This window comes from Parasulfuritortus cantonensis (assembly GCF_004337445.1).
GTDB classification, from domain to species: domain Bacteria; phylum Pseudomonadota; class Gammaproteobacteria; order Burkholderiales; family Thiobacillaceae; genus Parasulfuritortus; species Parasulfuritortus cantonensis.
On record NZ_SJZB01000002.1, the window covers coordinates 1 to 21,673 of the forward strand.

Below are 21,673 nucleotides of genomic sequence, written 5' to 3' on the forward strand. Positions count from 1 at the left end.
GCTTGACGCCCAGCCGTTCGCGAATCTGCGCCTCGACCTCGGCGGCGATGTCCGGGTGCGACTTCAGGAATTCACGCGCGTTGTCCTTGCCCTGGCCGATCTTCTCGCCCTGGTAGGCGTACCAGGCACCCGACTTGTCCACCAACTTGTGGGCCACGCCCAGCTCGATGATCTCGCCCTCGCGGGAAATCCCCTCGCCGTACAGGATGTCGAACAGGGCCTCCTTGAACGGCGGCGCCACCTTGTTCTTGACCACCTTGACGCGGGTCTCCGAACCGACCACCTCGTCGCCCTTCTTGATCGCGCCGATGCGCCGGATGTCCAGACGCACCGAGGCGTAGAACTTGAGCGCGTTGCCGCCGGTGGTGGTCTCCGGGTTGCCGAACATGACGCCGATCTTCATGCGGATCTGGTTGATGAAGATGACCAGCGTATTGGTGCGCTTGATGTTGGCGGTCAGCTTGCGCAGGGCCTGGCTCATCAGGCGGGCCTGCAGGCCGACGTGGGAGTCGCCCATCTCGCCTTCGATTTCCGCCTTCGGGGTGAGCGCCGCCACCGAGTCGATGACGATGACGTCGACCGCGCTGGAACGCACCAGCATGTCGGCGATCTCCAGGGCCTGCTCGCCGGTGTCCGGCTGGGAGATGAGCAGGTCGGCGATGTTGACGCCGAGCTTCTGGGCGTAGACGGGGTCGAGCGCATGCTCGGCGTCGATGAAGGCGGCGGTACCGCCCAGCTTCTGCATCTCGGCGATCACCTGCAGGGTCAGCGTGGTCTTGCCCGAGGATTCCGGACCGTAGATCTCGACCACCCGGCCGCGCGGCAGGCCGCCCACGCCCAGGGCGACGTCCAGGCCCAGGGAACCGGTCGACACCACCTGCAGGTCCTCGGCGATGCTGCCGTCGCCCATCTTCATGATGGAGCCCTTGCCGAACTGCTTCTCGATCTGCGAAAGCGCGGCCGCCAGGGCCTTGCTCTTGTTGTCGTCCATGTCTTTATTCTCCAAATTCAATCGGCCGATTATGGCATAGCCACCAATACCGCCCGCATCTCACGAAAGGCATATGCCACCGCCTGCATGCGCACCTGGCGGCGGTCGCCGGCGAACCGGCAGGTCGTCGCGCGCACCGGCCCCGCGGCCGTGGCCCAGGCGAAACATACCGTACCCACAGGCTTGGAATCTGAGCCTCCGCCCGGCCCGGCGATGCCGCTGATGGCGAACGCGGCCTCGGCCCGGCTGTGGGCCAGGGCGCCGAGCGCCATCTCGCGCGCGGTCGCCTCGCTGACCGCGCCATGGCGCTCCAGGGTGGCCGCCGCCACGCCCAGCATGTCCATCTTGGCCTGGTTGCTGTAGGTCACGAAACCGCGCTCGAACCAGACCGAGCTGCCGGCCAGCGCCGTCACCGCCTGCGCCGCCCAGCCGCCGGTGCAGGACTCCGCCACGGCCAGCATCATGCCGCGCGCGAGGAGCACGGCGCCCAGTTCGGCGGCCAGGCCCTCCAGGGCTTCCTGGTTCAGGTCAGCCATGCCGACACCGCCATCAGGCAGAGCACGGCGTACCCCGCCGCCAGGACGTCGTCGAGCATGACGCCCAGGCCGCCCGGCACCCGGGCGTCGAACCAGGCGATCGGGAACGGCTTCCAGATGTCGAACAGGCGGAACAGCGCGAAGGCCAGTAGATAGCCCCACCAGACGGCCGGCGCGAAGGGCAGGACGGCCAGGAAGGCGGCGATCTCGTCCCAGACGATGCCGCCGTGGTCGTGCACCCCCAGGTCGCGGCCCGTGCGTCCGCAGATCCAGACGCCGGCGACCATGAACAGGGCGACGGCGGCCCAGTAGACCGGCGCGCTCAGCCCGTGCATGAGGACATAGATCGGCAGCGCGGCCAGGGTGCCGGCCGTGCCGGGCGCCTTGGGCGCCAGCCCGGACCCGAAGCCGAGGGCGAGGAAATGGGCCGGATGGGCCAGGGCGAACGGCCAGTCCGGCCGGCCCGGTTCAGGCGAAGTGGTCAAAGCCGGTCACCTCCATGTCGAGCAGGCCGCCGTCCGGACGCCGCACACGCAGCCCCGGCTCGGCGCCGATATGGCCGATCCGGCTGACCGCGACGCCGACCGAGTGGGCGGCGGCCTGAACGGCCGCGCGCCGGCCGGGCGGCGCGCTGAAACAGAGTTCGTAGTCGTCGCCGCCGGCCAGCAGGCAGGCCAGGGCGAGCGGGGCCGGCAGGCGCGCCGCCAGTACCGCCGGTACCGGCAGGGCGGCGAGCTCGATCTCGGCGCCCAGGCGGGAGCGCTCCAGTATGTGGCCGAGGTCGCCGAGCAGGCCGTCGGAGACGTCGATGGCACTGTTGGCCAGCCCGGCCAGGGCCCGGCCGAGGGCGACCCGCGGCTCCGGCGCGTGCAGCCGTTCCAGGCAGGCGGCCGCCTCCGCTTCGGCCAGCCGCAGTTGGCCCTGCAGGTGGCGCAGTCCGAGGGCCGCGCCGCCCAGTTCCCCGGACACCCAGAGGTCGTCGCCGACCCGGGCGCCGTCCCGGCGCAGGGCTTGGCCGGCCGGCACCTCGCCGAGGATGGTGACGCTCAGGTTGAGCGGACCGCGCGTGGTGTCGCCGCCGACCAGGTCGACCCCGTAGCGCTCGGCGAGACCGAAGAAACCGCGCGCGAAGCCGGCCAGCCAGGCCTCGTCCGCCTCCGGCAGGGCCACCGAAAGCAAGGCCCAGCGCGGCGTCGCCGCCATGGCGGCGAGGTCGGACAGGTTCACGGCCAGGGCCTTGTGGCCCAGTTGCGCCGGGTCGGCGTCCGGGAAGAAATGCCGGCCGGCCACCAGCATGTCGGCCGAGACCGCGAGGTCCAGCCCCGGGCCGGGCCGGATCAGGGCGGCGTCGTCGCCGACGCCGAGGACGGCATGCGCCGCCGGACGGTCGAAATAGCGGGCGATGAGGTCGAATTCGGAGGCCATCGCCGGGACCCGACTAGGCCTTCGCCGCCGCCTCGATCTCGATCCGGCGCACCACCCGGGCCAGCTTGTCGAGCACGCCGTTGACGTACTTGTGGCCATCCGTGCCGCCGTAGGCCTTGGCCAGGTTGACCGCCTCGTTGATGGCGACCTTGTAGGGCACGTCCAGGCTGTGGCTGAGTTCGTAGGCACCGATCAGGAGGATGGCGTGCTCGATCGGCGAAAGCTGGTCGGCCGGGCGATCCAGGTGCGCGGCCAGGGCCTGGTCGAGCGTCGCCGCCTCGGCCAGGACGCCGTCCAGCAGCGTCTCGAGGAAGCCGGCGTTGGCCTCCGGGTACTCCTCCGCCTCTTCGGCCTGGACCAGCAGGCGTGCCAGGTCGTCGCCGGTCAGTTGCCACTGGTACAGGGCGCGCAGGGCCAGTTCGCGGGAGATGCGGCGGTTGCCGCGCTTCTTGCTCATAGGTTGCTCAGCAGACGCGCCATGTGGACCGCGCAGTGGGCCACGTCGCGTCCCTTCTCGGTCATGCGGGCGACCGCCTGGTGCTCGTTCTCGGTGGTCAGCACGGCGTTGCCGATGGGTACCCCGGTGTCGAGTTGGACCCGGGTGATGCCCGCCGCCATCTCGTTGGAGACGATCTCGAAGTGGTAGGTGTCGCCGCGGATGACCGCACCGATGGCGATCAGGGCGTCGAACTTGCCCGAACGCGCCATCTTCTGCAGGGCCAGCGGCAGCTCGAGGGCGCCCGGCACGGTGACCAGGACGATGTCCTGCTCGTTCACCCCGACCTTGGCCAGGGTTGCCGTGGCGGCGGACAGCAGGCCGTCGCAGATTTCCGTGTTCCACTGCGTGATGGCGATGCCGATGCGCAGGCCCTTGCCATCCAGGGCGGCCTCGATCTCGGCGATGTTGACGATACGCTCGGCCATGTCATCGGTCCTCGTAGTAGCCGGTCACTTCCAGGCCGAAGCCGTCCATGGCCGGCATCTTGCGCGGCGTCGCCAGCAGACGCATCTTGGCGACCCCGAGGTCGCGCAGGATCTGGGCGCCGGTGCCGTAATTGCGCAGGTCGAACTTGCGGGCCGGGGCGGCCTCGCCGGCGGCCAGCGCGCGGGCGGCCAGCTCGCCCGCCGATTCCGGCCGGTGCAGGAGGACGATGACGCCCTTGCCGGCCTCGGCGACGATGCGGAGCGCGTTCGGCACCGAATAGGTGTGGCTGGCGGCCCCGGCGTCGAGGACGTCGATCAGGGACACCGGTTCGTGCACCCGCACCAGGGTCTCGCTGTCGGGCGTGATCGCGCCGCGGGTCAGGGCCAGATGGGTGGCCTGGCCGATCTTGTCCTGGTAGACCACCATGGTGAAGGGGCCGTATGGGGTCTCGATCTCGCGCTGTCCGACCCGGCTGACCAGGCGCTCGTTGGCGGCGCGGTAGTGGATCAGGTCGGCGATGGTGCCGATCTTCAGGTCGTGCACCTTGGCGAACTCGACCAGGTCGGGCAGGCGCGCCATGGAGCCGTCCTCGTTCATGATCTCGCAGATCGCCGCCGCCGGCTCCAGGCCGGCCATGGCGGCCAGGTCGCAGCCCGCCTCGGTGTGCCCGGCCCGTACCAGCACGCCGCCCTCCTGGGCGCGCAGCGGGAAGATGTGGCCCGGCTGGATGATGTCGGACGGACGCGCCTCCCGGTTCACCGCCGCCACGATCGTGCAGGCCCGGTCGGCCGCCGAGATGCCGGTGGTGACGCCCTCGGCCGCCTCGATGGAGACCGTGAAGGCGGTGCCGTGCGGGGTCTGGTTGTCGCTCACCATCTGCTTCAGGCCCAGCTGCTCGCAGCGGGCCGGGGTCAGGGTCAGGCAGACCAGGCCGCGGGCGTACTTGGTCATGAAATTGATCGCCTCGGGCGTGACGTGCTCGGCCGCCATCACCAGGTCGCCCTCGTTCTCGCGGTCCTCCTCGTCGACCAGGATGACCATGCGGCCGGCCTTCAGCTCGGCGACGATCTCTTCAGTGCTTGCCAGGGTCATGTCAGTCCTTGTTCGTCTCTTGCGCGTAGGCGAGCAGGCGCTCGGCGTAGCGGGCCAGCATGTCGGCCTCCAGGTTCACCTTGGCGCCCACCTTGAGGTGGCGCAGCATGGTGTTTTCCAGGGTGTGCGGGATGAGGTTGATGGAGAAGTCGTTGCCCTGCACCGTGTTGACGGTCAGCGAGACGCCGTTCACCGCCACCGAACCCTTGACCGCCATGTAGCGGCCGAGGCTGCCCGGGGCGCGAATCTCGAGGTGCCAGCTGGCGTCCTCGGCGTCGCTGGCGACCGGCGCGAAATGGATCACCTCGCCGACCCCGTCGACATGGCCGGAGACGATGTGGCCGCCCAGGTGGTCGGAGACGCGCAAGGCCTTCTCCAGGTTGATCGCCTCGCCCGGCGTGAAGCCGATGGTGCAGTTGAAGGTCTCCTGGGAGACGTCGACCGAGAACTGCTCGGCGCTGCGTTCCACGACGGTCAGGCAGACGCCGTTGCAGGCGATGGAGTCGCCGGGCGCGACGTCGCTCAGGCTCAACCCGCCGCCGTTGATCGTCACGCGGGCGTCGCCGCCGCCCTTCTCGGTAAGCGAGTGGATGTGGCCAACGGCCTGGATGATGCCGGTAAACATGTGCGGGCTCGGTCAGTTCAGCAAAAGGGGTAGCATTTTACGTGCTGGTCGGCCGCAGCACCAAACGCAGATCGCCGCCGACCAGGCCGGCATCGCGCAGGGCGAAGCCGCGCCGGCCGGCCATGTCGGTCAATGCCGGCAGATCGAACAGGCCGCGGGCATGGTGGCCGAGCACCAGCGGCGCGAAATAGGCCAGCCATTCGTCGACCAGGCCGGCCTCGAGCAACGCGCCGTTCAGCGTCGCGCCGGCCTCGCCGTGCAACTCGTTGACGCCGCGCCGGCCCAGTTCCGCCATCAGGGCGGCGAGGTCGACCCGGCCGCCGGCCGCGGGCAGGCAGACCACTTCGGCGCCGGCCGCCTCGAGTACCGCGCGCCGATCCGGCTCGGCAGCCGCGCAGGCGACCAGCACCCGGCCGCCGGCCAGGATGCGGGCATCGGGCGGGGTGGCGAGGCGGCTGTCGACGATCACCCGCAGGGGCTGCCTGGACGCGCCCGGCAGGCGCACGTTCATCTGCGGGTCGTCGGCCAGGACGGTCCCGGAACCGGTCAGGACGGCGCAGGCGCGGGCGCGCCAGCGCTGCACGTCCTGGCGCGCCGCCGGGCCGGTCAGCCATTTCGACTCGCCGTTCTCCAGGGCGGTCTTGCCGTCCAGCGTCGCGGCGGTCTTCAGGCGCAGCCAGGGCCGGCCGCGAGTCATGCGGGAGACGAAGCCGACGTTGAGCTCCCGTGCCTCGGCCTCGAGCAGGCCGACCTCGGCCCGGACGCCGGCCAGGGTGAGCAGCTGGATGCCGCGACCGGCCACCTGGGGGTTGGGATCGGTCATGGCGGCGACCACGCGGGCCACGCCGGCGTCGATCAGGGAATTGGCGCAGGGCGGCGTGCGGCCGTGATGACTGCACGGCTCCAGGGACACGTAGGCCGTGGCGCCGCGCGCCCGCTCGCCGGCCGCGCGCAGGGCGTGCACCTCGGCATGCGGCTCGCCGGCACGCTCGTGCCAGCCCTCGCCGACCACCTCGCCGGCCCGGACCAGGACGCAGCCGACCCGGGGATTCGGCGTCGCCGTGGTCAGGCCCTGCTCGGCCAGGCGGATGGCGCGCGCCATGTAGCCGTGATCGGCGGCCGAAAAACTCATTTGTCGAGGTCGTTGATGACGTCGCGGAAATCGTCGACGTCCTGGAAGCTGCGGTAGACGGAGGCGAAGCGGATGTAGGCGACCTTGTCGAGCTTGCGCAGGGCGTTCATGACCATCTCGCCCAGCTCGCGCGAGGGGATTTCCCGTTCGCCGAGGCTGAGCAGCTTCTGGCGGATGCCTTCGATCGCCTCGTCCATCAACTCGGCCGGCACCGGCCGCTTGTGCAGGGCGCGCAGGAAGCCCTCGCGCAGCTTGTCGGCCTTGAAGTCCTCGCGGATGCCGTTGGCCTTGACCACCTGGGGCAGCCGGATGTCGGCCGTCTCGAAGGTCGTGAAACGCTTCTCGCAAGCCTGGCAGCGCCGGCGCCGGCGTATGGTGGCGCCGTCCTCGGACAGTCGGGTCTCGATGACCTGGGTATCGGCGGCGCCGCAGAACGGGCACTTCATGGCATGCCGGGGGCGCGGTACGCCGCGCCCCTACCCTCTCACCTGGCGTAGACCGGGAACTTGGCGCACAGCTTCTGGGCCTCGGCCGCGACGCGCGCGATCACCGCCTCGTCGGCGGGCGCGTCGAGGACGTCGGCGATCAGGTGCGCCAGGGCCTCGGCCTCGCGCTCCTTGAAGCCGCGCGTGGTCATGGCCGGGGTGCCGATGCGGATGCCCGAGGTCACGAAGGGCTTCTGCGGGTCGTTCGGGATGGCGTTCTTGTTGACCGTGATGTGGGCCCGGCCGAGGACCGCCTCGGCCTCCTTGCCGGTCAGGCCCTTGGCCTGCAGGTCGACCAGGAAGACGTGGCTCTCGGTGTGGCCGGAGACGATGCGCAGACCCCGTTCCTGGAGGACCTTGGCCATGACGATGGCGTTGGCGCAGACCTGTTCCTGGTAGTGCTTGAATTCCTTCGACGCGGCCTCCTTGAAGGCCACCGCCTTGCCGGCGATGACGTGCTCGAGCGGGCCGCCCTGGAGGCCCGGGAAGATGGCGGAGTTGATCGCCTTCTCGTGTTCGGCCTTCATCAGGATGATGCCGCCGCGCGGGCCGCGCAGGGTCTTGTGGGTGGTCGAGGTGACGACGTCGGCGTGCGGCACCGGGTTCGGGTAAACCCCGGCGGCGATCAGGCCGGCATAGTGGGCCATGTCGACCATGAAGATGGCGCCGACTTCCTTGGCGATCTTGGCGAAGCGGGCGAAATCGATGCGCAGGGCGAAGGCGGAGGCGCCGGCGATGATCAGCTTCGGCTTGTGCTCGCGCGCCTTGGCCTCCATGGCGTCGTAATCGATGTTCTCGTTCTTGTCGAGGCCGTAGGCGACCACGTTGAACCACTTGCCGGACATGTTCAGGGCCATGCCGTGGGTGAGGTGGCCGCCTTCCGCCAGGCTCATGCCCATGATGGTGTCGCCCGGCTTGCAGAAGGCCATGAACACCGCCTGGTTGGCCTGCGAGCCGGAGTTCGGCTGGACGTTGGCGGCCTCGGCGCCGAACAGCTTCTTGACCCGGTCGATGGCCAGTTGCTCGACCTGGTCGACCCACTCGCAGCCGCCGTAGTAGCGCTTGCCGGGATAGCCCTCGGCATACTTGTTGGTCAGGCAGGAACCCTGGGCCTCCATGACCGCCGGGCTGGTGTAGTTCTCCGAGGCGATCAGCTCGATATGGTCTTCCTGGCGCTTGGCCTCGCCCTGGATGGCGGCCCAGAGTTCGGGGTCGGTATTCTTGATGGTATGGTCGGCGGCGAACATGGCGATAAAAAACCCGAAAAATCAAAGGCGGGATTCTACCTTGCCGGCGATGCAATGGCGATTGCTCAGGATCGGAATATGAAGTAGACCGCGCCGAGCAGGCACAGCCCGGCCCACAGGAAGTCCAGCTTGACCGGCTCGTGCATGTAGTAGACCGCGAAGGGCACGAACACCGACAGGGTGACCACCTCCTGGATGATCTTGAGCTGGGGCAGGCTGAGCATGGTGTAGCCGATCCGGTTGGCCGGCACCTGGATCAGGTATTCGAACAGGGCGATGCCCCAGCTGGCCAGGGCGGCGAGCCACCAGGGCCGGTCGGCCAGGTTCTTGAGATGGGCGTACCAGGCCATGGTCATGAAGAAATTCGACAGGACCAGGAGGAAGACGGTCTTCAGGATGATGGCGTTCACGGCCGCCGATCATACACAGGCGCCCGGGCGCCGGATACGGCTCAGCGGCCGCCGCTCACCGCGGCCAGGATGCCCTGCAGCAGGGCGGTCGGGGTGGGCGGACAGCCGGGCACCTCGACGTCGACCGGAATCACGTCGGCGACCCGGCCGCAGGCGGCGTAGCTGGCGCCGAACAGCCCGCCGGTGCAGCCGCAATCGCCCATCGCCACCACCCATTTCGGTTCTGGCGTAGCCTCGTAGGTGCGCTTGAGCGCCGTCTCCAGGTTGCGCGACACCGGCCCCGTGACCAGCAGGACGTCGACGTGGCGCGGACTGGCGGCGAACTTCACGCCCAGGCCCTCGATGTTGTACTGGGGCGCGTTGAGGGCGTGGATCTCCAGTTCGCAGCCGTTGCAGGAGCCGGCGTCGACGTGGCGGACCGCCACCGCCTGGCCGAACACCCGCAGGATCTCGGCCTGCAACGCCTGGACGCGCGTGCGCAGGGCCGGGTCGGCCGCGGGCGCCGGCTCCGACACCCGGCCGGTCTTGAGTATCTTCTGCAGTATCAGGTGCGCGGCCATTACAGATCCTGCCCGGAGTAGCTGAGGTTGAACGACTTGTTGATGACCGGGAAGTCCGGAACGATGTTGCCCAGGGTGCTGGTCTCCAGGAGCGGCCAGTTGCGCCAGGAGGGGTCGTGCGGGTGGACGCGGTCGAGGCGCCCGTCGGCGCCCAGGCGCACGGCCACGACGATCTCGCCGCGCCAGCCCTCGACCCAGCCGATACCCTCGCAGGGGGCCGTCACCTGCGGCAGGTCGGCGCGCAGCGCCCCCTCCTGCATGCCGGCGATGATCTCGGCGATCAGGCGCAGGGACTCGAACAGCTCGGCGAAGCGGACCTCGGCGCGCGCCAGGACGTCGCCCCGCCGGTGGGTCGCCATGTTGACCTCGAGGCCGTCGTAGGGGAACTGCGGGAACTGCACGCGGGCATCCCAGGCCTGCGCGCTGGCGCGCCCCGCGAGGCCGGTCAGGCCCAGGCGCGCGGCCAGCTCGGGCGCGCAGATGCCGGTGTTGGCGAAGCGGTCCTGGAGGCCGGCGTGTTCGTCGTAGACGGCCTTCAGCTCGCGCACCTCGTCGGCCACGGCCAGGCAGTACTCGGCCAGCGCGGAGCCGCCCACGAGGTCGGCCGCGACGCCGCCCGGGACGACGCGGTCGAACAGGTAGCGGTGGCCGAACAGCGCCTCGCTCAGGCGCAGCCACTCTTCCTTGAGGCGCCAGAACTGGTTCAGCCCGAACGACAGGGCGACGTCGTTGCCCAGGTAGCCCAGGTCGCCCAGGTGGTTGGCGACCCGCTCGATCTCCAGGAACAGGGCGCGCAGCCAGAGCGCGCGCTCTGGCACCTGCGCGCCGGTGGCGGCCTCGACCGCCATGCAGTAGGCCCAGGCGTAGGCGACGTGGGAGTCGCCCGACACGCGCCCGGCCAGGCGGGCACCGGTGTCCGGGTCCATGCCCTCGAAGCGCTTCTCGATGCCCTTGTGGGTGTAGCCCAGGCGCTCCTCCAGCTTGAGCACGCGCTCGCCGATGATGGAGAAGCGGAAGTGGCCGGGCTCGATGACCCCGGCGTGGATGGGCCCGACCGGGATCTCGTGGACGCCGTCGCCGGCGACCCGGACGAACGGATAGGCGTCGGTCTCGCGCACCGGCTCGCCGGCGTAGTCCTTGCGCAGCGGGTGGGCATCGGCCGGCCAAGCCCCGTGGCGCAGCCATTTGCGGCCGTCGGCGGCGCCCTCGGCGCGGATGCCGAGCAGGTCCCAGGTGGCACGCTGCATGCGCCCGGCCTGCGGGAATACCGCGGCCAGGTCCGGATAGGCGGGCGCCTCGGCGGCCAGGCCGGCGCTCACCCAGACCAGCCCGCGGGCGGCCAGGAAGACCACGTGCACGGCGTAGCCGGCGCCCAGGTGGCGGTCGTCCGAACCCCACAGGGCGACCAGCTGGCCGCCGTCCTCCCTGACCGCCTCGGCCAGGCCGGGCAGTTGGGCCGCGGCCAGGCGCAGGCGCCAGAGATGCTTGCCGATCGCCTGCGGGTTCAGGCTGTCGAAGGCGCTCATGTCAGCCCCCCAGCAACGCCGCGGCCTGGCGGTACCAATCGGCCAGGTAGGGCGGGATGAACAGGCCCAGCATCAGGACCAGGCCCAGGTGCACGAAGACCGGCGCCAGGGCCGGCTGGTGCGGCAGGCGGGGCAGCTCGGTCTCGCCGAACACCATGGGCTGGACCTTGCCGAAGATGGCGGCGAAGGCGACCCCGAGCGCGGTGAGCAGGAAGGGCGTCGCCCAGGGGTGCTCGTGCATCGCCGTGGTGATCATCAGGAACTCGCTCGCGAACACCCCGAACGGCGGCACCCCCAGGATCGCCACGGTGCCGAGCATGAGGCCCCAGCCGATGGTCGGGTTGGTCCGGATCAGGCCGCGGATGCTGTCCATGGCCTGGGTGCCGGCCTTCTGGGTGGCATGGCCGACGGCGAAGAAGATGGCCGACTTGGTCAGCGAATGCATGGTCATGTGCAGCAGGCCGGCGAAGCTGGCGACCGGGCCGCCCATGCCGAAGGCGAAGGTGATCAGGCCCATGTGCTCGATGGACGAGTAGGCGAACATGCGCTTGACGTCGGTCTGGCGCTTGATCAGGAAGGCCGCCAGGACCACCGAGAGGAGGCCGAAGCCCATCATCAGGTTGCCGGCCATGTCGTTGCCGAGGGCGCCGTCGACCAGCACCTTGGAGCGCATGACGGCGTACAGGGCGACGTTGAGCAGGAGGCCGGAGAGCACCGCCGAGACCGGCGTCGGGCCCTCGGCGTGGGCGTCCGGCAGCCAGTTGTGCAGGGGGGCGAGGCCGACCTTGGTGCCGTAGCCGACCAGCAGGAAGACGAAGGCGAGCTGCAGCACGGTCGGTTCGAGCTGCTCCTTGACCCCGTTCAGGTGGGTCCAGAGCAGGGCGGTGCCGCCCGAGCCGAGGATCTTCTCGGCCGCGAAATAGAGCAGGATGGTGCCGAACAGGGCCTGGGCGATGCCGACGCCGCACAGGATGAAGTACTTCCAGGCCGCCTCCAGGGAGGCCGGGGTGCGGTACAGGGAGACCAGCAGCACGGTGGCCAGGGTGGCCGCCTCCATGGACACCCAGAGGATGCCCATGTTGTTGGTGGTGAGCGCCAGCAGCATGGCGCCGATGAAGATCTGGTAGCTGCTGTGGTAGAGGCGCAGGCGGGCGTCGTTGAGACGGCCGTGGTCCTTCTCGATGCGCATGTAGGGGCGCGAGAAGAGCGCCGTGGTGAAGGCCACGAAGGCGGTCAGGGCGACCAGGAAGACGTTGAACGAGTCGATGAAGAACCAGCCGTCGCCGACCATGATCGGGCCCTCGGCGACGATGCGCATGGTCAGGGCCGCGGCCGCCGCCAGGGTGGCCAGGCTGAACAGGGCGTTCAGTTCCGGCGCCCGGGCGCGGTTGCCCCAGGCGGCCAGGAACAGGCCGCCGGCGAGCGGGATGCCGAGTACCCAGTAGATTTCCATTTAGCGCTCTTTCAGCCTTTCCATGTGCTTGAGGTCGAGCGAGTCGAAGGTCTCGCGGATCTGGAAGAAGAAGATGCCGAGCACGAAGACGCCGACCAGGACGTCCAGGGCGACGCCCATCTCGACCACCAGGGGCATGCCGTAGGAGGCGCTGGTGGCGGCGAAGAAGAGGCCGTTCTCCATGGCCAGGAAGCCGATCACCTGGGTGATCGCCTTGCGCCGGGTAATCATCATCAGGAAGGCGAGCAGCACGCAGGCCATGGCGATGCCCAAGGTCGAGCGGGTCACCGTGCCGGCCATCTGCGAGATCGGCAGGGCCAGGTTGAAGGCGAAGATGACCAGGGCGATGCCGATCAGCATGGTGGTCGGAATGTTAAGCACCGCCTCGACCTCGCGGTTGATGTCCAGCTTCCTGACCAGGCGGTAGAAGAACCAGGGCATGGCGACCACCTTCAGGGCCAGGGTCAGGGCCGCCGACCAGTACAGGTGGTGCTGGCCGGTCGACCAGGCGACCAGGGCGGTGGACGCGGCCAGGGCGGCGCCCTGCCAGGCGAACAGGGTGACCAGGCCGACCACGCGGCGCTGCGACAGCATGGCGAAGGAGATCAGGAGCAGGAGCGCGGCGAGCAGGTTGATGACCTGCAGGTGGAAGCTGAGGTTCACGTCAGGCCTCCAGCAGGAAGTGGGTGAGCATGCCCAGCACGGCCAGCATGAAGGCGGTGCCGAGGAACTCGGGGGCGCGGAACAGGCGCATCTTGGCCGACAGGGTCTCCAGCACGGCCAGGCCGGCGCCCCCCGCCAGCATCTTGGCGAGCAGGGCCAGGATGGCGAGCGGCAGGGCCGCCAGGTCGCCGGCCGGGGCGATGCCCCAGGGCACGAACAGGGCGATGCCGAGGGCCGAGTAGACGAACAGCTTGAGGGCCACCGCCCACTCGATCAGGGCCAGGTGGCGGGCCGAGTATTCCAGGATCATGGCCTCGTGGATCATGGTCAGTTCCAGGTGGGTGGTGGGGTTGTCGATCGGGATGCGGGCGTTCTCCGCCGTCGACACCATCCAGAACGCCACCGCCGCGAAGGCCATGCTCGGGTAGATGACGAATTCCTTGTGCGCCAGGGTCTCGACGATCACCGGCAATTCGGTCGAGTGCGAGATCAGGCTGGCGGTGAAGAACACCATGAGCAGGGCCGGCTCGGCCAGGAAGGAGATGAGCATCTCGCGGCGGGCGCCCAGGGTGCCGAACGCGGTGCCGATGTCCATGGCCGCCAGGGCCAGGAACACCCGGGCCAGGGCGAACAGGCCGACCAGGGCGATGACGTCGGCGGCGGGCGAGAAGGGCAGGTCGTTGGCGATGGTCGGCACGATGCCGGCGGCCAGGGCCATGCAGGCGAACAGGATGTAGGGCGCGAAGCGGAACAGCGGGCCGGCGTCGTGGGCGAGCACGGCATCCTTGTGGAACAGCTTGCGGATGACCCGGTAGGGCTGCGTCAGCGGCGGCGCCGCGCGGCCCTGCAGCCAGGCCCGACACTGGTTGACCCAGCCCATCAGGAGCGGCGCCAGCAGGATCGCCAGGACGGTCTGGAAGGTTTGCAGGATTAGGCCGGCGGTCATGGTCTCAGCGCGTGAATACAAGCAGGAAGATCAGCGTGGCGAAGCTGTAGATCAGGTACCACTGGATGCTGCCGTGCTGCAGCCGGCCGGCCTGCGCCGACAGCCAGGCGACCAGGTCGGCGATGGGCTGGTAGGCGAGCAGCCAGACCTTGTCGCGGCTGTCGCCGCGGTAGCGCGGCTGGGCGTCGAACGGGTCCGGCGTCTCGCGCTCGACGCGCATGAACACCGAGAATATCTGCCGGATCGGCTGGCCGAAGCCCTCGGCGCTGTCCTGCATGCGGGCGTCCTGCTCGGGGAAGCCGCAGTCCCAGGGGGCGGCACGCCGGGTGCGGCCGTGGTAGACGCGCTTGACGCCGAAGAACACGACCAGGGTGATGGCCACCACGACCAGGAAGAACACCACCGGCGCGTAGCTGGCCCGCTCGGCCGAGACCGGCGCCAGCATCAGCCAGTTGCCGTCGTTGACCAGGGTCTGGCTGAGCAGCAGGCGGGTCACCGGCGCCAGCCAGCCGATCACCACCGAGGGGAACAGGCCGAGCAGGACGCAGCCGGCCGCCAGCCAGGCCATGCCCAGGCGTTCCGGCCAGCCGGCGTCGTGGGCGTGGCGCAGGTTCTCGGCACGCGGCTGGCCGAGGAAGACGACGCCGTAGAACTTCACCATCACGTAGGCGGCCAGGGCGGCGGCCAGGGCGACGGCGGCGGCGGCCACCGGGATGATCATGTTGAGGTATTGGTGGCTCAGGCCGGGGGTGAGCAGGAAGGCCTGCAGGAGCAGCCATTCCGAGACGAAGCCGTTGAGCGGCGGCAGGCCGGCGATGGCGAGCACGCCGACCAGGGTCAGCCAGGCGGTCCAGGGCATGAAGCGGATCAGGCCGCCCAGGGCGCCCATGTGGCGCACCCCGGTCGAATGCAGTACCGAGCCGGTGCCGACGAACAGCAGGCCCTTGAAGAAGGCGTGGTTGACCGCGTGGTAGAGCAGCGCGGTCAGGGTGAGCGCGGCCAGGCCGCCCTTGCCGTCGGCGTAGAAGATCACGGTGAGGCCGAAGCCGGCCAGGATGATGCCGACGTTCTCGATCGACGACCAGGCCAGCAGGCGCTTCATGTCCGATTGCACGGCGGCGAAGACGACGCCGTACAGGGCGGTCAGGAGGCCCAGCGCGATGGCCAGGCTGCCCCACCAGGCGAGCTGGACGTTGAGCAGGTCGAAGGTGACCCGGAGCAGGCCGTAGACGGCGGTCTTCAGCATCACCCCGGACATCAGCGCCGACACCGGCGAGGGGGCCGCCGGGTGCGCCTCGGGCAGCCAGACGTGCAGCGGCACCAGGCCGGCCTTGGCGCCGAAGCCGAAGAGGGCGAGCAGGAAGGCCGCCGAGGCCCAGAACGGCGTCAGTGCGGCAGACCGCATGTAGTCGAAGGTATAGGCGCCATGGCCGCCCTGGAGGACGCCGAAGCAGAGCAGCAGGGCCACGGCGCCGACGTGGGCGATGAGCAGGTAGAGGAAGCCGGCCTTGCGGATGACCGGGACCTTGTGGTCGGTGGTGACCAGGAAGTAGGACGACAGCGCCATCAGTTCCCAGGCCACCATGAAGGCGTAGGCGTCGTCGGCCAGGAGCACCAGGGCCATGCCGGCCAGGAACAGGTGGTACCAGAGCGCGAGGAGCGCCAGCGGACCCGCCTCCATGCTGCGGAAGTACCCCGCGCCATACACCGTGACGCCGAACGCGGCGGCCCCGAGCAGGGCCAGGAAGACCCCGGACAGGGCGTCCAGGCGCAGATGGAAGGGCAGGTCCGGCAGACCGATGGGCAGGACGAAGTGGCCGGCCGGCAGGGCCAGGCCGGCCAGGCCGACCGCCGCCATCGCCAGCGCGCCGAGGGCGCCGAGCGGGAACAGCAGGCCGGTGACCAGGCGGGCGTGGCGCCGGCAGGCCAGCCCGGCACCGGCCAGGAGCAGCCAGTAAAGGACTATGCCCCAGGCCCAGTCGAGTGGGGTCGCATCTAGCATCGTTCGGTCATGGATGGAGGCGTGCCGGGACGGGAGGAGCGGCACGCAAGCTTGGGATTGTTCCTCATGCCCGGGCCGGATTCAAGGCGCAGAACGAATCCTGTGCCGTCTCGCCGAGGCGCTCGTAGATGGCCGCGATGGCCTGATCCTCGGTGGCGAAGATGTTCTCCTGGCCGATCAGCTCGAACAGGCCGGTCTGGCGCATGACGTCGAGCACCTGCTTCTTGAGGCCCGAGAAGACGATGCCGGTACCGCCGTCGCGCAGGCGGCTGACCAGGTGGTGGACCACCTCCTCGCCGGAGGCGTCGAGCTGGTTGATGGCGTCGCCGACCACCAGGACGTACTCGGCGTCCGGCTTGGCCGCCACGGCCTCCAGGATGGTGTCCTCGAAATAGGCCACGTTGGCGAAGTAGAGCGAACCGTCGAAGCGGATGGCGGTGATGTGCGGGCTGGTCGGCAGGCCCGGGTTGACCTTGATGTCGCGCAGGGTGCCGTCGGCATAGCGGCCGAGCTGGGCGACGCGCGGCGTCATGGTGCGGTACAGGTAGAGCAGGATGGCGAGGCCGGCGCCGATCATGATGCCGCGGTCGAGGTCCGGCGCCACCAGCAGGGTGGCGACGAAGGTCACCATGGCGGCGACGCCGTCGTGCCGGCTGGCCTGCCAGGCGTGCTTGACGGCGCTGAAGTTCACCAGGCCGATCACCGCCATGATGATGATGGCGGCCAGGACCGCCTGCGGCAGGTGATAGAGCAACGGGGTCAGGAACAGCAGGGTGATCAGCACCGACAGGGCCGTGACCACGGCCGAGAAGCCCGAGCGGGCGCCGGCGTTGAAGTTCACCGCCGAGCGCGAGAAGGAGCCGGACACCGGGAAGGACTGGGTGAAGCCGCCGACGATGTTGGCCAGGCCCTGGCCGATCAGTTCCTGGTTCGGGTCGACCTTCTGCTTGGCCTTGGTGGCCAGGGCCTTGGCGATCGAGATGGCCTCCATGAAGCCGACCAGGGAGATGACGATGGCGGTGCTGAGCAGGGAGCCGAGCGCGCCCAGGTCGAGGGTCGGCAGCTGGAAGGCGGGCAGGCCCTCGGGCACCTTGCCGACCACCTCGCCGCCGCCGGACAGCTTGAGGCCGCCGCCGGCGACCTTGCGGATGCGCCAGCGGTTGCCGTCCGACCGCTCGCCGGCCGGCACCTTGCCGAGCGGGTAGAAGCGCGCCGGCTGGCCGGCGCTGGCCGGCACCCGCTCGAACAGGTAGCTGCGCATGGCGCGGTTGCGCTTGCGGTTCTCGTTCTCGCGGTCGTGCAGTTCCAGCTTGATCAGGTCGATCTCGTAGTTGAGGGTGGCGGCGTCATGGGAGAACTCGCCCTGGTCCTCGTGCACCTGGTTCAGCTTGGCCGTCTTCTCCTCCAGCTGGCCGTTGAGCTGGGCGATGCGGCCGTTGGCGTAGTCGAACTCGGCCAAAAGGGTACGCGCCTCGACGTCCGCCACCTCGTCGATGCGTGCGCCGGTGTTCTTCTCGAAGCCGATCGCCCAGGACAGCGTGGTGGTCACCACGACGGCGATGAGCACGCCGGGCCAGCGCGGCAGGAAGCGTTTCAGCCCCCACATCAGGCCGATGCCCAGGAGGCCCATGGCCAGGGTCGGCAGGTGGGTGTCGCCGAGCTGCAGGGCGACGCCCCAGATGTCCTTCATGAAGCTTTCCGAGCGGCCCATGGAGACGCCGAACAGCTTGGACACCTGGGACAGGCCGATGATGATGGCGGCGGCGTTGGTGAAGCCGACGATGACCGGGTGGGACAGGAAGTTGACCACCACGCCCAGCTTGAACAGGCCGAGGGACAACTGGACGACGCCGACCATGAGGGCGAGCAGGATGGCCAGGGCGACGAACTGGGCCGAACCCGGCGAGGCGAGCGGGGCCAGCGAGGACGCGGTCAGGAGCGAGACGACCGCCACCGGCCCGGTGCCGAGGAAATTGCTGGAGCCGAACATGGAGGCGATGGCGACCGGCAGGAAGGCGGCATAGAGGCCGTAGTAGGCCGGCATGCCGGCGAGCTGGGCATAGGCCATCGACTGCGGGATCAGGACCAGGGCGACGGTGACCCCGGCGATGAAGTCCGGCCGGGCCGTCTCCGCCTTGAGGGGAAACCAGCGCAGGAAAGGCAGGTAGCGGTGCAATGCGTTCATCTCAGCTCACGTACGTTCGTCAAACGGGGTCGGTGCCGACCACCACCAGCGGACAGGCCAGGTGCCGCCACAACTCGGACTCGGCCGCCTCGCCGTCCGCCTCCGGCAGCACGACGGTGGCGACGCAGGCGCGGGCGTTGGCCCATTCCACCAGGTCCGCGACGCCCCAGTCCGGCTTCGCCTCGGCCCGGCACACGCAGGCGTGCACGCCCGGGCGCTCGGCCAGGCCGGCGAGCCGCGCCGGCGCCAGGCCCTCGCCCAGGGCGACGATCTCCAGCCCGGCGCCGAGGCGGCCGCACAGCGCGCAGGCGGCATCCAGCACGCGCGGCGGCGGCACCGCGGAGATCAGGACCAGCAACACTTTGCGGTATGGCTCGGACATGGCGGCCAGGGGCAGCACCCAACTCAAACGACGGCGTCCACTGCAAACGCCGTGCCACACTGCGTTAAACCTTATTTATCAAATGGATAATCGACAGCATGCAACACCGAAACAGCACGATGGTTGCAGAATGCATCATGCTGGACGACACTAAGGACCCCGGCGCCAGGCCGGCAGATATCGCCATGTTCCTATTATGAAAAGGCTTTTTCAGCAAAGTTACATTATGCAACGGGCACGATACAACGTTTAGCCATGTCCTCGCTGCGCCAGAAAATCATCCTCGGCTACTCCGTCTTCGCACTGCTCCTGGTCGGCCTGTCCGGGCTCTACTACCTGGAGTCGCGCCTGACCGAGCGACAGATCCAGGCCGGCGCCGCCATCTCGGAGTTCTTCGACGTCGCCCTGGAGCTGCGCCGCTTCGAAAAGAACTACTTCCTGTTCGGCCAGGCCGGCGACCTGGCCGCGAACCGGGCCTACGCCGCGCGCGCCGGCCAATTGCTGGGCGAGGAACGCACGGACTTCGAGAAGCGGGCCACGCCTGCGCACCTGGCCCGCCTGCGCCAGGCGCTCGACCGCTATGCCGCCGCCATGTCCGACTATGCCGGCCGGCCCGGCCCCGAGCGCGCCCAGGCGGTCCGCGAACTGGGCCTGGCCATCGTCAACGACGCCCAGGAACTGGCCGCCAGCGAGCGGACCGCCCTGCACGCCGGCCTGGCCCACCAGCGCACCTTCCTGCTCGCCACCCTGTTCGGCCTGCTCGGCCTGCTCGGCGTCGCCGCCGTGGTCGTCTCGGGCGGCATCGTGCGGCCGCTGCAGGAGATGGAACGGCGCATGGAGATGGTCGCCGCCGGCGACAAGGCACGCCTCAACCTGGCCACCGCGCGCGACCGCGAGATCGCCGCGCTGGCGCGCGCCTTCAACCACGTGCTCGACGAGGTCAGCCTGCGCCAGCAGGAGAAGCTCATCCAGGCCGATCACCTGGCCGCGCTCGGGCGCCTGATCTCCGGGGTCGCCCACGAGGTCAACAACCCGCTCTCCAACATCTCCTCGTCGGCCCAGATCCTGCTCGAGGACGGCGACAGCTCCGGTCCCGAGTGGCGCCACGAGATGCTCGCCCAGATCGACGCCGAGACGGTGCGCGCCCAGCGCATCGTCCGCTCCCTGCTCGACTACGCGCGCGAACGGGAATTCCGGCGCCAGCCGGTGCCGCTCAAGGCGGCGCTCGAGGAGACCCTGCTGTTCCTGCGCAACGACCTGCCGGCCGGGGTCGGCTTCCGCCTCGACATCCCGGACGACCTCGTCGTGCCGGCCGACAAGCCGCGCCTGCAGCAGGCCTTCCTGAACCTGCTCAAGAATGCCGTCGAGGCCCAGACCGGGCCCGGCGAGATACGGGTAGCGGCGGCCGTGCGCGGTGCCGACGCCCTGCCCTGCCCGCGCGAACAGGACGAGCACCGGGCGCCCGCCGAGGCGGTCGAGATCGAGGTGCGCGACCACGGCCAGGGCATCCCGGCCGACGTCCTGGCGCACGTGTTCGAACCCTTCTACACCACCAAGTCGGCCAGCCAGGGCTCCGGCCTCGGCCTGTTCATCGTGCGCGAGATCGTCGAGGAACACGGCGGCTGCATCGACGCCGAAAGCGTCCCGGGTGCCGACACCGTCTTCCGGATCCGGCTGCCGCGCCGGATCGATACGCCCAAGGAGCCGTCATGAACGCCCCCGCCGCCGTCCCGCCGCTCGGCCGCCTGCTGGTGGTCGACGACGAACGGGTCGCCCTACGCAACATCGAGCACGTGCTCAAGCGGGCCGGCCACGAGGTCACCGCCACGACCAGCGGCACGAACGCCCTCAACCTGCTTGAGAAGAACGTCTACGACGTCGTCCTCACCGACCTCCGGATGGACAAGGTCGACGGCATGGAGGTGCTGCGCCGGTGCCGCGAACTGGCCCCCGACGCCGAGGTGATCATGATCACCGGGCACGCCAGCCTCGACTCCGCGGTGGCGGCCATGAAGGAGGGGCCTTCCACTACATCGCCAAGCCGTACCGGCTCGACGAGGTGCGCCAGGTGGTCGGCGCGGCCCTGGACAAGGTGCGCCTGAAGCGCGAGAACCACGCCCTGCGCGAACAACTGGCCGGGTTCCAGGGCCGGGTCCGGATCATCAGCCAGGACGGCCGCATGCTGAAGCTCCTCGAGATGGCCCGCCAGGTGGCGCCGTCCGGCTGCAACGTCCTGATCACCGGCGAGTCGGGCACCGGCAAGGAGCTGTTCGCCCGCTACCTGCACGAGCACGGCAGCCGGCGCGACGGCCCTTTCGTGGCGGTCAACTGCGGCGCCTTCAACGAGGAACTGCTCGCCAACGAACTGTTCGGCAACGAGAAAGGCGCCTTCACCGGCGCCACCGGCAAGCCCGGCCTGATCGAAACCGCGAACGGCGGCACCCTGTTCCTGGACGAAGTCACCGAGATGTCCACCGCCATGCAGGTCAAGCTGCTGCGGGTGATCCAGGAGCGCGAGGTGCTGCGCCTGGGCGGCACCGTGCCGGTCAAGATCGACGTCCGGGTCTGCTCGGCGACCAACCGCGACGTCCCCGAACTGGTCGCCAGCGGGCGTTTCCGCCAGGACCTCTACTTCCGCCTCAACGTGGTCAACCTGCACATCCCGCCGCTCAGCGAGCGGCGCGGGGACATCCCGCTGCTCGCCTACCACTTCCTGGCGAAGTGCGCCGCCCTGATGCGCAAGGACGTGCGCGAGATCGACCCCCAGGTGCTCGACCTGCTCCAGGCCTACGACTTCCCGGGCAACGTGCGCGAACTGGAGAACATCGTCGAGCGCGGCGTCGCCCTCTCGTCCGGTCCCGGCATCGGCCCGGGCCAGCTGCCCGACGACCTGCGCGAGCTGTCGCTGCGCACCTTCCGGAAGAAGGAAGGCCGCATGCCGACCCTGGACGAACAGGAACGCAGCTACATCGAGTGGGTGCTGCACGAGACCAACGGCAACCAGACCCTGGCCGCCCAGGTGCTCGGCATCGACCGGGTGTCGCTCTGGCGTAGGCTGAAGCGCTACGAACTGGAGAAAGGCTGACCG

General features: G+C 69.6%; 23 protein-coding genes. 3 read left to right on the plus strand and 20 right to left on the minus strand.

All coding sequences use genetic code 11. The features are described 5' to 3' along the window. From recA to EZJ19_RS00695, 20 genes are all read right to left on the minus strand, one after another. On the minus strand, nt 1-991 hold a 991-nt coding region (recA, locus tag EZJ19_RS00600; RefSeq protein ID WP_131444371.1), incomplete at its 3' end, for a recombinase RecA. A 29-nt stretch (nt 992-1,020) separates the two neighbouring features. After that, nucleotides 1,021-1,527: a CinA family protein gene (locus EZJ19_RS00605; protein ID WP_131444372.1), complete on the minus strand. Its 507-nt coding sequence runs from the start codon at nt 1,525-1,527 to the stop codon at nt 1,021-1,023. Then, entirely contained in the window at nt 1,515-2,012 is a 498-nt protein-coding gene (locus EZJ19_RS00610; protein ID WP_131444373.1) for a phosphatidylglycerophosphatase A family protein, read from the minus strand. Before EZJ19_RS00610 ends, EZJ19_RS00605 begins: the two co-directional genes overlap by 13 nt. Continuing rightward, nucleotides 1,996-2,952 (minus strand): thiamine-phosphate kinase, encoded by a 957-nt coding sequence (thiL, locus tag EZJ19_RS00615; protein WP_131444374.1) that lies wholly within the window; start codon nt 2,950-2,952, stop codon nt 1,996-1,998. The genes EZJ19_RS00610 and thiL overlap by 17 nt, the downstream gene beginning before the upstream one ends. 13 nt (nt 2,953-2,965) lie before the next feature. Further along, entirely contained in the window at nt 2,966-3,409 is a 444-nt protein-coding gene (gene nusB / locus EZJ19_RS00620; protein WP_131444375.1) for a transcription antitermination factor NusB, read from the minus strand. Further along, complete coding sequence (gene ribH, locus EZJ19_RS00625) at nt 3,406-3,876, minus strand: 6,7-dimethyl-8-ribityllumazine synthase (RefSeq protein WP_131444376.1); 471 nt, start codon at nt 3,874-3,876, stop codon at nt 3,406-3,408. The genes nusB and ribH overlap by 4 nt, the downstream gene beginning before the upstream one ends. Before the next feature lies 1 nt (nt 3,877). Continuing rightward, nucleotides 3,878-4,969 carry a bifunctional 3,4-dihydroxy-2-butanone-4-phosphate synthase/GTP cyclohydrolase II gene (gene ribBA / locus EZJ19_RS00630; protein ID WP_131444377.1) on the minus strand — a complete coding sequence of 364 codons (1,092 nt, stop codon included), beginning with the start codon at nt 4,967-4,969 and terminating at the stop codon, nt 3,878-3,880. A gap of 1 nt (nt 4,970) precedes the next feature. Beyond that, nucleotides 4,971-5,594 carry a riboflavin synthase gene (locus tag EZJ19_RS00635; protein WP_131444378.1) on the minus strand — a complete coding sequence of 208 codons (624 nt, stop codon included), beginning with the start codon at nt 5,592-5,594 and terminating at the stop codon, nt 4,971-4,973. Nucleotides 5,595-5,631: 37 nt separating this feature from the next. Beyond that, nucleotides 5,632-6,726, minus strand: coding sequence for a bifunctional diaminohydroxyphosphoribosylaminopyrimidine deaminase/5-amino-6-(5-phosphoribosylamino)uracil reductase RibD (ribD, locus tag EZJ19_RS00640; protein ID WP_131444379.1), 1,095 nt, complete (start codon nt 6,724-6,726; stop codon nt 5,632-5,634). Continuing rightward, the gene (nrdR, locus tag EZJ19_RS00645) at nt 6,723-7,172 is read right to left on the minus strand and encodes a transcriptional regulator NrdR (RefSeq protein WP_131444380.1); all 450 of its coding nucleotides are present in this window, start codon (nt 7,170-7,172) and stop codon (nt 6,723-6,725) included. Before nrdR ends, ribD begins: the two co-directional genes overlap by 4 nt. 38 nt (nt 7,173-7,210) lie before the next feature. Next, on the minus strand, nt 7,211-8,458 hold the full coding sequence (gene glyA, locus EZJ19_RS00650) for a serine hydroxymethyltransferase (protein WP_131444381.1): 1,248 nt from the start codon (nt 8,456-8,458) through the stop codon (nt 7,211-7,213). A 65-nt stretch (nt 8,459-8,523) separates the two neighbouring features. Continuing rightward, nucleotides 8,524-8,868, minus strand: coding sequence for a DMT family protein (locus EZJ19_RS00655; protein ID WP_131444382.1), 345 nt, complete (start codon nt 8,866-8,868; stop codon nt 8,524-8,526). Nucleotides 8,869-8,909: 41 nt separating this feature from the next. Next, nucleotides 8,910-9,428, minus strand: a complete 519-nt coding sequence (locus tag EZJ19_RS00660) for an NADH-quinone oxidoreductase subunit B family protein (protein WP_131444383.1) — start codon at nt 9,426-9,428, stop codon at nt 8,910-8,912. Further along, complete coding sequence (locus tag EZJ19_RS00665; RefSeq protein ID WP_131444384.1) at nt 9,428-10,954, minus strand: hydrogenase large subunit; 1,527 nt, start codon at nt 10,952-10,954, stop codon at nt 9,428-9,430. The genes EZJ19_RS00660 and EZJ19_RS00665 overlap by 1 nt, the downstream gene beginning before the upstream one ends. Before the next feature lies 1 nt (nt 10,955). Further along, a complete protein-coding gene (locus EZJ19_RS00670; RefSeq protein WP_131444385.1) occupies nt 10,956-12,407 on the minus strand; it encodes a hydrogenase 4 subunit F in 1,452 nt (483 codons plus the stop codon). Then, complete coding sequence (locus tag EZJ19_RS00675) at nt 12,408-13,070, minus strand: formate hydrogenlyase (RefSeq protein ID WP_131444386.1); 663 nt, start codon at nt 13,068-13,070, stop codon at nt 12,408-12,410. A 1-nt stretch (nt 13,071) separates the two neighbouring features. Continuing rightward, nucleotides 13,072-14,016: a respiratory chain complex I subunit 1 family protein gene (locus EZJ19_RS00680; RefSeq protein ID WP_131444387.1), complete on the minus strand. Its 945-nt coding sequence runs from the start codon at nt 14,014-14,016 to the stop codon at nt 13,072-13,074. Between the two features lie 4 nt (nt 14,017-14,020). Next, nucleotides 14,021-16,018, minus strand: coding sequence for a hydrogenase 4 subunit B (gene hyfB / locus EZJ19_RS00685; RefSeq protein ID WP_131444388.1), 1,998 nt, complete (start codon nt 16,016-16,018; stop codon nt 14,021-14,023). Nucleotides 16,019-16,082: 64 nt separating this feature from the next. After that, entirely contained in the window at nt 16,083-18,203 is a 2,121-nt protein-coding gene (locus EZJ19_RS00690) for a SulP family inorganic anion transporter (protein WP_131444389.1), read from the minus strand. A 19-nt stretch (nt 18,204-18,222) separates the two neighbouring features. Next, a complete protein-coding gene (locus EZJ19_RS00695) occupies nt 18,223-18,612 on the minus strand; it encodes a hypothetical protein (protein ID WP_131444390.1) in 390 nt (129 codons plus the stop codon). A gap of 228 nt (nt 18,613-18,840) precedes the next feature. Here EZJ19_RS00695 and EZJ19_RS00700 point away from each other — a divergent pair, with 228 nt between their 5' ends. Genes EZJ19_RS00700 through EZJ19_RS00705 form a run of 3 tightly spaced genes read left to right on the plus strand, consistent with a single transcriptional unit; the run spans nt 18,841 to nt 21,670 of the window. Next, nucleotides 18,841-20,298: a sensor histidine kinase gene (locus tag EZJ19_RS00700; RefSeq protein ID WP_131444391.1), complete on the plus strand. Its 1,458-nt coding sequence runs from the start codon at nt 18,841-18,843 to the stop codon at nt 20,296-20,298. Further along, nucleotides 20,295-20,687 (plus strand): response regulator, encoded by a 393-nt coding sequence (locus tag EZJ19_RS16125; RefSeq protein WP_240754605.1) that lies wholly within the window; start codon nt 20,295-20,297, stop codon nt 20,685-20,687. Before EZJ19_RS00700 ends, EZJ19_RS16125 begins: the two co-directional genes overlap by 4 nt. Continuing rightward, the gene (locus tag EZJ19_RS00705) at nt 20,645-21,670 is read left to right on the plus strand and encodes a sigma-54 interaction domain-containing protein (protein WP_240754606.1); all 1,026 of its coding nucleotides are present in this window, start codon (nt 20,645-20,647) and stop codon (nt 21,668-21,670) included. The genes EZJ19_RS16125 and EZJ19_RS00705 overlap by 43 nt, the downstream gene beginning before the upstream one ends. Nucleotides 21,671-21,673 lie beyond the last annotated feature (3 nt).

Excerpts from the sequence above, each read along its gene's own strand:
- EZJ19_RS00660 (WP_131444383.1), bottom strand. The coding sequence starts at position 9,428 with ATGGCCGCGCACCTGATACTGCAGAAGATACTCAAGACCGGCCGGGTG.
- EZJ19_RS00665 (WP_131444384.1), bottom strand. The coding sequence starts at position 10,954 with ATGAGCGCCTTCGACAGCCTGAACCCGCAGGCGATCGGCAAGCATCTC.
- nrdR (WP_131444380.1), bottom strand. The coding sequence starts at position 7,172 with ATGAAGTGCCCGTTCTGCGGCGCCGCCGATACCCAGGTCATCGAGACC.
- EZJ19_RS00690 (WP_131444389.1), bottom strand. The coding sequence starts at position 18,203 with ATGAACGCATTGCACCGCTACCTGCCTTTCCTGCGCTGGTTTCCCCTC.
- ribBA (WP_131444377.1), bottom strand. The coding sequence starts at position 4,969 with ATGACCCTGGCAAGCACTGAAGAGATCGTCGCCGAGCTGAAGGCCGGC.
- EZJ19_RS00605 (WP_131444372.1), bottom strand. The coding sequence starts at position 1,527 with ATGGCTGACCTGAACCAGGAAGCCCTGGAGGGCCTGGCCGCCGAACTG.
- glyA (WP_131444381.1), bottom strand. The coding sequence starts at position 8,458 with ATGTTCGCCGCCGACCATACCATCAAGAATACCGACCCCGAACTCTGG.
- nusB (WP_131444375.1), bottom strand. The coding sequence starts at position 3,409 with ATGAGCAAGAAGCGCGGCAACCGCCGCATCTCCCGCGAACTGGCCCTG.
- ribD (WP_131444379.1), bottom strand. The coding sequence starts at position 6,726 with ATGAGTTTTTCGGCCGCCGATCACGGCTACATGGCGCGCGCCATCCGC.
- EZJ19_RS00700 (WP_131444391.1), top strand. The coding sequence starts at position 18,841 with ATGTCCTCGCTGCGCCAGAAAATCATCCTCGGCTACTCCGTCTTCGCA.
- EZJ19_RS00635 (WP_131444378.1), bottom strand. The coding sequence starts at position 5,594 with ATGTTTACCGGCATCATCCAGGCCGTTGGCCACATCCACTCGCTTACC.
- thiL (WP_131444374.1), bottom strand. The coding sequence starts at position 2,952 with ATGGCCTCCGAATTCGACCTCATCGCCCGCTATTTCGACCGTCCGGCG.
- ribH (WP_131444376.1), bottom strand. The coding sequence starts at position 3,876 with ATGGCCGAGCGTATCGTCAACATCGCCGAGATCGAGGCCGCCCTGGAT.
- hyfB (WP_131444388.1), bottom strand. The coding sequence starts at position 16,018 with ATGCTAGATGCGACCCCACTCGACTGGGCCTGGGGCATAGTCCTTTAC.
- EZJ19_RS16125 (WP_240754605.1), top strand. The coding sequence starts at position 20,295 with ATGAACGCCCCCGCCGCCGTCCCGCCGCTCGGCCGCCTGCTGGTGGTC.
- EZJ19_RS00670 (WP_131444385.1), bottom strand. The coding sequence starts at position 12,407 with ATGGAAATCTACTGGGTACTCGGCATCCCGCTCGCCGGCGGCCTGTTC.
- EZJ19_RS00680 (WP_131444387.1), bottom strand. The coding sequence starts at position 14,016 with ATGACCGCCGGCCTAATCCTGCAAACCTTCCAGACCGTCCTGGCGATC.